This window comes from Gallibacterium melopsittaci, assembly GCF_042433085.1.
Taxonomy (GTDB): Bacteria; Pseudomonadota; Gammaproteobacteria; order Enterobacterales; family Pasteurellaceae; genus Gallibacterium; species Gallibacterium melopsittaci.
Window position 1 is genome coordinate 123,969 of the sequence record NZ_JBHLWA010000049.1, and the last position, 10,865, is coordinate 134,833.

The 10,865-nt window shown below is 38.2% G+C and carries 8 protein-coding genes and 1 tRNA gene; 2 read left to right on the top strand and 7 right to left on the bottom strand.

Features of this window, described 5'->3' with window-relative positions; translation table 11 throughout:
* Positions 1 to 7: 7 nt before the first annotated feature.
* From serS to mltA, 7 genes are all read right to left on the bottom strand, one after another.
* A complete protein-coding gene (gene serS / locus ACFFHT_RS10380; RefSeq protein ID WP_382375967.1) occupies positions 8 to 1,294 on the bottom strand; it encodes a serine--tRNA ligase in 1,287 nt (428 codons plus the stop codon).
* Between the two features lie 106 nt (positions 1,295 to 1,400).
* Positions 1,401 to 1,811: a GNAT family N-acetyltransferase gene (locus ACFFHT_RS10385; protein ID WP_382375969.1), complete on the bottom strand. Its 411-nt coding sequence runs from the start codon at positions 1,809 to 1,811 to the stop codon at positions 1,401 to 1,403.
* 70 nt (positions 1,812 to 1,881) lie between these two features.
* Positions 1,882 to 2,145, bottom strand: a complete 264-nt coding sequence (locus tag ACFFHT_RS10390; protein WP_382375971.1) for a type II toxin-antitoxin system TacA family antitoxin — start codon at positions 2,143 to 2,145, stop codon at positions 1,882 to 1,884.
* A 76-nt stretch (positions 2,146 to 2,221) separates the two neighbouring features.
* Entirely contained in the window at positions 2,222 to 5,650 is a 3,429-nt protein-coding gene (mfd, locus tag ACFFHT_RS10395) for a transcription-repair coupling factor (protein WP_382375973.1), read from the bottom strand.
* A gap of 29 nt (positions 5,651 to 5,679) precedes the next feature.
* Complete coding sequence (rlmKL, locus tag ACFFHT_RS10400) at positions 5,680 to 7,821, bottom strand: bifunctional 23S rRNA (guanine(2069)-N(7))-methyltransferase RlmK/23S rRNA (guanine(2445)-N(2))-methyltransferase RlmL (protein ID WP_382375975.1); 2,142 nt, start codon at positions 7,819 to 7,821, stop codon at positions 5,680 to 5,682.
* Positions 7,822 to 7,865: 44 nt separating this feature from the next.
* Positions 7,866 to 8,639, bottom strand: a complete 774-nt coding sequence (tcdA, locus tag ACFFHT_RS10405; RefSeq protein ID WP_382375977.1) for a tRNA cyclic N6-threonylcarbamoyladenosine(37) synthase TcdA — start codon at positions 8,637 to 8,639, stop codon at positions 7,866 to 7,868.
* 4 nt (positions 8,640 to 8,643) lie between these two features.
* A complete protein-coding gene (gene mltA, locus ACFFHT_RS10410) occupies positions 8,644 to 9,735 on the bottom strand; it encodes a murein transglycosylase A (RefSeq protein WP_382375979.1) in 1,092 nt (363 codons plus the stop codon).
* Between the two features lie 205 nt (positions 9,736 to 9,940).
* On the opposite strand from mltA, the gene ACFFHT_RS10415 reads away from it, so the two are divergent.
* Positions 9,941 to 10,017 (top strand) — tRNA-Met (locus tag ACFFHT_RS10415).
* 162 nt (positions 10,018 to 10,179) lie between these two features.
* Positions 10,180 to 10,839 carry a cation diffusion facilitator family transporter gene (locus ACFFHT_RS10420; RefSeq protein WP_382375981.1) on the top strand — a complete coding sequence of 220 codons (660 nt, stop codon included), beginning with the start codon at positions 10,180 to 10,182 and terminating at the stop codon, positions 10,837 to 10,839.
* Positions 10,840 to 10,865 lie beyond the last annotated feature (26 nt).

Genomic DNA, 10,865 nt, shown 5'->3' on the forward strand with positions numbered 1-10,865 from the left:
ATACCGCTTAACGAATAACGTCTAACCCATTCATATATGGACGCAAGACTTCTGGAATAACAATCGATCCATCTGCTTGTTGATAATTTTCCAACACTGCCACTAAGGTACGACCAACGGCTAAACCAGAACCGTTTAGGGTATGTACTAAACGAGGTTTTTTATCCCCTTTCACACGATAACGTGCCATCATACGGCGTGCTTGGAAATCCCACATATTTGAACAAGAAGAGATTTCACGATAGGTATTTTGTGCTGGCACCCACACCTCTAAATCATAGGTTTTGCATGAACCAAAACCCATATCCCCTGTACACAACAACACTTTACGATATGGTAAGCCTAGCAGTTGTAATACTTTTTCGGCGTGTCCAGTCAACTCTTCTAAAGCTGCCATTGATTTTTCTGGCTCAACAATTTGCACTAATTCCACTTTATCGAATTGGTGCATACGAATAAGTCCACGTGTATCACGACCATAAGAACCAGCTTCAGAACGGAAACATGGGGTATGAGCGGTCATTTTTAGTGGTAAATCTTCTGCATCTAAAATTTCACCACGTACCATATTGGTTACAGGTACTTCCGCAGTTGGAATTAATGCATAAGCTTGTTCACCTTCTAATGGATTGGTATGAAATAGATCTTCACCAAATTTTGGTAATTGCCCTGTACCATAAAGCGTTTCATGATTAACTAAATAAGGCACATATGCCTCTAAATAGCCATGTTGTTCAGTATGCAAATTAAGCATAAATTGAGCTAAAGCACGGTGTAAACGCGCAATTTTGCCTTTTAATACCACAAATCTTGCTCCAGTCAATTTCACCGCTGTTGGGAAATCAATGCCACCACTGAGTTCACCTAAATCAACGTGATCTTTGATTGGGAAATCGTATTGTTTTGGTTCGCCCCAACGGAAAACTTCAAGGTTTTCACTATCATCTTTCCCTTGTGGCACTTCATCAGCTGGAATATTTGGAATGGTTAGGGCAATTTGTCTTAATTCTTCTTGAACCTGATCTAATGCAACTTTCGCCTGTTCTAATTCAGATCCCATATTATCCACTTCAGCTAATAAAGGTTGAATATCTTCACCACGTGCTTTCGCTGCACCAATTGCTTTAGAACGTGCATTACGTTCTGCTTGTAAACTTTCGGTTTTAACTTGTAATACTTTACGTTGTTCTTCTAATTGCTCAATTTTTTGTACATCTAAGACAAAATTTCTTTTTTCTAGTAATTTTGCAGCGGTACCCGCTAAATCATTGCGTAATAGATTAGGATCAATCATCTTGGTTTCCTTTTTTGATTCTGTGATTTATTGAAATAAAAAACGGCGTTATTCTAACACGGAAAAGCACGCTACTCGTGGAAAATTTATAGAAAGATTTGAGATTTTATTGATTCTTTTGCAATGTTGCGATTGAAAGGGCAAGACGATTTTTTACCGTCATTTTTGTAAAACCTAATCTTGCATAATAATCGGCTAATTTGTCTGTTTTTGCGTCTATTACGACACAAGCAATTCCCGCATCTAAAGATAATTTAGCCACTGTTTTTAAAGCAGATGCAAGTAAATATTTTGAATATCCTTGCTTTTGGTAGCGACAATCTACTGCCAATCGCCCTATCAACATTGCTGGAATAAATAAATGTTTTGGATAATTTTTTAATGGGAAAGCACTATGATCAATATATAATGCTGATAAAGTATAAAAACCTAAAATAGTTTCTGGAGCGTCTGTATCAATCAATATATGTGTTTTCGCTATGCCACGCTTACTATGCTGCATGGCAAATTGTTGCAAAAAAATGTTCCATTCTTTATTTCCACAATTAAAATCTTTTCGATTATGAATTGCAGATAGAGGCTCACATTTAATCAACTGCCTCTCCTAATTTTAATAATTCTTGCAATTCAGGATTAATTGAACCAGGTTCTTGTAATAAATTATCCAATAATTTTAAGTCCTCTTCTGAAGCAGACCAAATCTGTTTATCTTTTAACATTCGCACAGATCTATCGTAAACAATGGACAAAATAAATTGGCTCACACTCAACCCTAACAAACTGCTTGCTTGTTCGATCACTGCTTTTGCGTGCGGAGTAGTACGGATACTAATACGTTCTGTTGATTGCATAATACCTTCCTCAAAAAAGTATGCCTTATTGGCACACATTTTAATAATTTGTATAAAATGTGTCAAATACCCCTTTTCAACTCCCCGCAATTTTGGCAATCAGCTCCATCACAAAGCCTAATCGCTGTTGGGTATCGCTAAAATCTTGGGTAAATCTAAATTTTAATGGGCCATCAAAACGATAAACCTTCGGTTGTTGTTGAATCAGTTTTAAAAATAGCATTGGATCTAATTCTGTCTGTGGTGAAAATTCAATAAATCCCCCCATTGCCATGGCTTCAATTTTTTGAATACCTAATGGTTTCGCTTGTAAACGTAACAAAGCAATCTCAAACAGATTTTTTGTTGCTTGTGGCAATAAACCGAAGCGATCGATTAACTCTACTTTTAATTCCGATAACTCTTCTTCATTTTTTGCCCCGGCAATCCGTTTATAGAAAGACAAACGTAAATTGACATCGCCTAAATAATCTTCTGGTAACAAGGCTGGAATACGTAAATCAATTTCCACTTGTGCCTGTGTCAACTCATCTAACGTTGGCTCTTTACCCTCTTTTAAGGCTTGCATTGCATTCTCTAATAGCTCCATATATAACGAGAAACCAATGCTTTCAATTTGTCCGCTTTGCTCATCACCTAGCAACTCACCTGCCCCACGAATTTCCAAATCATGCGTTGCTAACACAAATCCAGCTCCTAAGTTATCCAAACTGCTTAAGGCTTCTAACCGTTTACGTGCATCTTTGGTCATTAATTTTTCTGGTGGTGCTAAAAGATACGCATAGGCTTGATGATGCGAACGCCCAACTCGTCCACGCAGTTGGTGTAATTGCGCTAAGCCGAAGTGATCAGCACGCTCAATAATAATGGTATTCGCACTCGGAATATCGATACCTGTTTCAATAATCGTAGTACAAACCAATACATTAAAACGCTGATGATAAAAATCACTCATCACCCGCTCAAGTTCCCGCTCTCGCATTTGCCCATGCCCAATCCCAATGCGAGCTTCTGGCACTAATTCTGCTAATTTCTCAGCACAATTTTGAATGGTCTCTACATCGTTGTGTAAATAATAGACTTGCCCACCACGCAAAATTTCTCGCAAAATGGCTTCACGAATAATGCGTTCATCATGTTGGCGTACAAAAGTCTTAATCACTAAGCGGCGAGCGGGTGGTGTTGAAATAATGGAGAGATCACGAATACCATTCATCGCCATATTTAAGGTACGAGGGATCGGCGTGGCGGTTAACGTTAAAATATCAATATTGCTGCGCAGTTGTTTAATTTTCTCTTTTTGACGTACGCCAAAGCGATGCTCTTCATCAATAATCAATAAACCAAGATCATGAAAATCTACTTCACCCTGTAACAATTTATGTGTGCCAATTAAAATATCGACTTTTCCCTCTTGTACTAAGGTCAAAATATTTTTCTGTTCTTTCGTGGTTTTAAAACGGGATAACATTTCCACATTAACGGGTAAATTAGCAAACCGATCACGGAAATTATCATAATGTTGCTGAGCTAAAAGGGTGGTAGGAACTAATACCGCCACCTGTTTTTGGTTCATTACCGCTAAAAATGCTGCACGCATAGCGACCTCGGTTTTCCCAAATCCGACATCACCACAAACTAAACGATCCATTGGTTTAGCTTGGCACATATCACTAATCACTGCATTAATCGCCATTTGCTGATCATAGGTTTCCTCAAATGGGAACGTGGCAACAAATTGTTGAAACTCTTCTCGATCATATTTAAAGGCAAAACCAGGGCGAGATTCGCGTTTCGCATAGACATCTAATAATTCTGCTGCTACATCACGAATTTTTTCGGCTGCTTTTTGCCGTGATTTAACCCACGCTTCACTGCCTAATTTATGTAATGGGGCATTATCTTCCCCACCACCCACATAGCGGCTAATTAAATGTAATGAGGAAACAGGTACATATAATTTGGCCTCATCGGCATAACGTAACACCAAATATTCGGCGATCATTCCGCCTGTTTCTAACGTGGTTAACCCATCATAACGTCCCACACCATGTTCTAAATGCACCACAGGCTGTCCGATTTTTAACTCGGCTAAATTACGAATTAACGCATCTGGATTTACATTTTTCTGTTGGTGGCGTTGACGTGTTTGCACTTTCTCGCCAAGCAAATCTGTTTCACAAATAAAAGCAAATTGCTCCTCGACAATAAACCCTTTTTCCATTGATCCAATCATTAAACTAAAGCGTTGTTGCTTCGCCTCTGCGAGATCAAGAATTGCTGTTGGCTTAATTTTTAATGGTTTTAAGAGAGAAAGTAAGGTTTCTCGTCTTCCCTCACTTTCAACAGAAAACACGATTGGCTCGTTTACGCTGTCAATAAATTGACGTAATAGTTTTAATGGCTCTTTTTGTTGGGCATTAATGGTTAATTCTGGTAAGGCACGCACCGCTAAATTTTGATTGCGAGCTTGCTCTGCTAATGATTTTTCGCACAGCGTAATACGAGGATAATCTTTTAAATATTGATTTAAACTTTCGATACGCAACCATAATGCACTTGGCGGTAATAATGGGCGCATTGGATCAACTTTTTGATTTTCATAGCGTAATGTCGCATCACGGAAAAAATTTTCACCACTTTGCTGAATATTTTCATCAGTAATAAATAAGGTATTAATTGGCACATAATCAAAGAACGTTGCCATTTGGCTAAAAAAGAGTGGCTGCCAATATTCAATCCCCGCAAATAAAGTCCCTTTACTGATCTGTTGGTAAATATGTTCAGGATCACGGCGAATCTCGCCAAAGGTTTCACGGAAATTACTCCGAAAAAACTCAATTCCCTTTTCCTCTATTGGAAATTCGTGTGCTGGCAATAAGTTGATCTTCTGAATCTGTTCGATTGTCCGTTGAGTATCGACATCAAAAGTACGGATAGAATCAATTTCATCATCAAAAAAATCTAAACGATAAGGTAAACTGCTCCCCATTGGATAGAGATCTAGCAACGCACCACGCACCGAATACTCACCATGTTCATACACTTGATCAACTGCACGATACCCTGCTTTATTGAGCTGTAAACGCAACTGTTCTAAATCACATTGCTGCCCTTGCTTAATTAAAAATACATTCTGAGCTAAATAATCAGGTGGGCAAACTCGTTGCATTAAGGTACTAATCGGCAAAATAAAGATACCTTGTTTCACTTGTTGTAAATGGAATAAGGTGCTTAAACGAGTAGAAATAATCTCTTGATGTGGCGAAAACGTATCATAAGGCAGCGTTTCCCAGTCAGAAAAAATTGCTGCGGAAAGGGAAAATTGCGCAAGACTTTCGGCTAAATGATTGGCTTGCCGCATATCTGAGGTAACGACAACTGTTACCCCTTGATGTTGTTGTGCTAACTCTGCGATTGCTAGAACACGACTATCTGCAATAGCATTGCCTAAATATTTATGATCGTTCGCTTTTTTTGCCAAATTTAGATTGAAAAAGTGCATAGTTTTTATGTTGTTGTTTAAGATTAAACTTATTTAAAGGTAATTCGCCAACAATTATGAATGTGTGGGTTACGTTGGAAATCAAGTGGCAACGTTTGTACAGAAATATTTTCTGCTTGTAATCCGATCTGCTCTAATCCTGCTAAATCCATCTTAAAACCACGTTTATTATTCGAGAAAATCACCACACCATTTCGGCGTAATAATTTGCTTAATTTCTGTAATAAAATGAGGTGATCTCGCTGTACGTCCCAACTATTTTCCATTCGTTTCGAGTTGGAGAATGTCGGTGGGTCAACAAAAATTAAATCATATTGCCCTTTCGCATTATCCAACCACTGCAAACAATCAGCTTGAATCAATTTATGTTGCTTACCTTTTATCTCATTCAAGATAAAATTTTGCTCTGCCCAATTTAGATAAGTATTCGACATATCGACAGTTGTTGTTGATTTTGCGCCACCTAAAATCGCATGTACCGTACAAGAACCTGTGTAAGCAAACAGATTGAGGAAATCTTTACCTTTTGCTAATTCCCCTACCATTTTGCGAGTTAAGCGGTGATCTAAAAATAGCCCAGTATCTAAGTAATCGGTCAAATTAACCCACAATTTTGCACCATATTCTTGCACAAAAAAGTAATCGCCTTTATTAGCTAGTTTTTCATATTGGTTTGTACCTTTTTGTTTTTGGCGTACTTTCAGCACTAACTTATCGGTTGCTACACCAGTAACATTTAATGTTGCAGTTACTGCATCAAGTAAGCGTTGGCGTGCCTTTTGTGGATCAATATTTTTTGGTGCAGCATATTCTTGTACCACAATATGATCAGCATAACGATCGACAGCAAGATTATATTCAGGCAAATCAGCATCATATAGACGATACGCATCTAACTCTTGTTGAGTCGCCCATTTTTCAATTTTCTTAATATTTTTGCTTAAGCGATTCGCAAAATCTGGTGCGACAACGCCTTGTGTTTTAAATTGTAACGCTGCTTTATTTTCGTTTGAGTCTAAATTATCTGTTTGTACCGCACTGATCAGATAATTTTTCTGAATACAATCTAAAGGCCCATTTTTAGCTTTAAATTGGCGAGCAGAACGTAAACGCAAACAATCCAATAGACTGATTTCACTACTAAAAATAGAGGCTTGCCAATGAGGAAAATATTGTTTTAAGCGTCTGCCAAATACGGAATATAACGCAATCAGGGTTGGCGTTGCACCTAACCGTTCACCATAAGGTGGGTTACAAACCACTGTTCCCACTTCATCAGTAGGCAGTGTTAATGTCGCAATATCTGCTGCGGTAAACTGGATTAAATGCCCAACACCTGCATTTTCAGCATTTTGTCTCGCTTTTTCTAACACTCGATGATCACGATCCAAGCCAAAAAAATGTGCTGTACACGCTTTTTTACCTTGTTCTGCTTGTGCTAAGGCTTGTTCTTTAATCTTTAACCAAACCTGTTGTTGATGCTTTTTCCAACGATTAAATCCCCAATGTAAACGCTGTAATTGTGGCGCAACTTGTGCTTCCATTTGTGCGGCTTCAATTAATAATGTACCCGAACCACACATTGGATCGACCAATGGCGTTCCCTGTTTCCAGCCAGAACGAATAATAATTGCCGCAGCTAATGTTTCTCGCAATGGTGCTGCCCCAGTATCACTACGATAACCTCGCATATGTAGTGCTTCACCACTTAAATCGAGCGAAACATTTAACGTATCACGATTAAGATAGACATTTATCCGAATATCAGGATAGTCTTTATCCACTTGCGGACGAGGATTACCTTGACGAGTAAAGTAATCCACAATCCCATCTTTCACTCGCATTGCACCATATTGCGTATGACGAATAGCATCGTTTGTACCGCTAAAATCCACAACAAAGCTATCTTCTGCGGAGAAATGTTGTTGCCACGCAAAACTTACGACTGCTGAATATAAATCGGCATCATCATAAACTTTACTGGTAAAAAGTGGATATAAAATACGAGAACTTAAACGGCTCCATAATAGGATACGATAGAGGGTTTCATCATCGGCAGCATAATGCACACCTCCTTGCACCACTTTACATTGACTCGCCCCTAATTTTTCTAATTCTGTTTTTAATAATTCTTCAAAACCACGTGCTGTGGTGGCAAATAGTTGATTCATCTTAGTTTTCTTCTTGAGTCAAAATTGTCGCCAATTATAGCAAATTAGCTTGCCGATTTTTGCAGTAATTTTTCCACCACTCTCGCCACAGCAAAAAAACCAAAGGTCGCTGTTACCATTGTTGCGGCACCAAAACCATTACTACAATTCATCGTTGCCGATGTTGAACACTCCCCTGACATTTTTGGGAAAATAAGTGGCTGGGTCGAAAAGACACAATCAATACCAAATTTACGTTGTGGATTATCTGTAAAACCGTATTGTTTGCGTAACAAATAGCGCACTTTTGCCGCTAATGGATCTTGAATGGTTTTACTGAGATCTTTAATTTGAATTTGGCTTGGATCAGTTTGTCCACCCGCACCACCCGTGGTAATCACTTTAATTTTATTACGCTTACAAAATGCTAATAGTGCCGCTTTCACTTTCACACTATCAATCGCATCAACCACATAATCGTAACCGCGTAACAAATAATCGGCGAGATTTTCTGTTGTCAAAAAATCATCAATGATTTCAACCTGTGCTTCTGGATTAATACTCAAAACACGTTGTTGCATCACTTCTGTTTTTAATGCCCCAATATTTTCCGTAACCGCATGAATTTGACGATTAACATTGGTAACACAAATATCATCCATATCAATTAAGGTTAATTTTCCGATACCTGAACGAGCTAAGGCTTCAACTACCCAAGAACCTACGCCACCAATGCCAATGACACAAACATGTGCTTGCCGTAAACGTTGTAAGGCCTCTTCACCATACAAACGTCCAATTCCACCAAAACGTTGTGCAAAATTATCTACTCGAGCCATATGTTTAATTTAATACCCAAACACGTCCGTAATGTTTTAACAAGCCAGCAACGTGCCCTGCACGTTCGCCAATCCCTTGATATAAATCGAAATGTTGCCCTTTGACAGCACCACCAACATCTAATGCCACCATTAATCGCAACTGATGCGTACCTTTCCAATTTCCCTCGTCATCAATTTCTGGCATTTCCACCAATAATACGGTTCCTGATGGAATTAAACTACGATCAGATGCAACTGAAGCTAATGGGACTAACGGTACTCCAGCTGAACCTTTCACTTTGCCATTTGGCACATTCTTGAAAAAGACATAAGATTCATTGCGTTCTAATAATCCTTGTAAACGACTTGGATTACGCTGTGCCCATTCTTTAATTGCTTGTACCGACATTTTCTCTTTTGGGATTTCGCCATCTTCAACTAATAAACGTCCCACACTGGTATAAGGGAAACCATTCTGTCCTGCATAGGCAAAATAAGTTAAATCGTTGTTCCCAAAATCAATATAACCACTTCCTTGTACGCCTAACAAAAAGTTATCTAACATGGAATCACTATAAGCCAATTCCAGTCCTTTTCCTTTTAATGCACCTGCATAAATTTGTGCACGAGAAAAACGTTTCGCACGTGGCATCGCATAAATAGGATGCTGATATTGTCCTTGTGGACTATGGCGAGCATGAATTACTGGTGAATAGTAACCTGTCATTAATACATTTTGGAAACCATCTTCACCTGCCATTTTTTGAATCCCAATACCAAAATTATTTAATTGGGTAACATCCGCACCAGCTAAGACCCAGTTGGTAATTTTGTCATAAGTATTACGATACGTTGCACTTAAACGAGGTGAAACACTACTGATGATACTTAATTGTGTGAGGAAATCGCCTTGATTCACCACTGCACTATGATTTTCTACCATACCCACTGGCGTTAATGGCATTCTCATGTAACTACGCCCTTGATAGACTGCGCCTAATTGTTCGTGTAATGAACGTTGTGAAGTGGTCGATCCTGAATAGTTTGATGAAGAACAGCCAGCAAGTACTAAAATAGCGGCTGCAACTGCTGCAAATTTTTTAATTTTTCCCATAGGATAATAATATAGCCCTTTCTTTTACTAAAATTTATATTGAAAAAAACGGCAGTAATGATAGCAATTTTATTCTGCTCTTGCTGAAATTTCTCTGTAATGTTCGTTTTAATTTCGTTTATGATTAAATTTTTATCAAATAAAATTTATTTTTTAAAAAAAACTTGCAAAAACGAAAAAAGAGGGTATAGTAGCGCACATCTGACGCGGGGTGGAGCAGCTTGGTAGCTCGTCGGGCTCATAACCCGAAGGTCGTTGGTTCAAATCCAGCCCCCGCAACCAATTCTCCTCTCTCTTAATTTTCTAAATTTTTTCCTTTAAATTTCTTTCTTCTTAAAATTAATTCATTTTTATACTTTGATTATTATACTTCTTGACTTTGTAGTAACTACAAGGTTCATCATACATAACCACAAAATAGAACATTTCATATAAGGAAAAATTATGTGTGCTGAATCGAATCAATCATCAAAACAAGAACAACATTCACATTCACATTCACATTCACATTCACATCATCATGATCATCTACATACCAATAATAAAACTATTCTATTGATCAGCTTTCTACTCATTTGTGGATTTATGCTTGTTGAGTTTTGGGCTGGTTATACGTTTAATAGCCTTGCTTTACTTGCAGATGCAGGTCATATGGCGAATGATAGCCTTGCACTCTTACTCGCCTTAATTTCACTCTTTTTATCCTTATCTGCACAAAAATGGTTTGCCTTGCTTAATGGTTGCTCTTTATTAGTTGTGGCAGTAACTATTTTGATCGAGGCGTTCCATCGTTGGCAACATCCATTAATGCTAGATGCCATCCCAATGTTATCCGTTGCTATTATTGGATTAATGATCAATGTAATCGTGGCTTTTTTAATGCTAAAAGGCGATCTTGAGAATCTTAATTTAAAAGCAGCCTATTTGCATGTCTTAGCGGATGCTTTAGGATCTGTGATTGCGATTATTGCTGGGATTAGTGCTTGGCTATGGTCAATTAGTTGGGTGGATATTCTTGCTAGTGCTTTATTAAGCTTATTTATTTTCAAAAGTGGTTGGCAAATTGTGACCCAAGCCTATCGCTCATTAGTCACAATAAATTAAAAAAATCGCCTGAAGCATAACACATC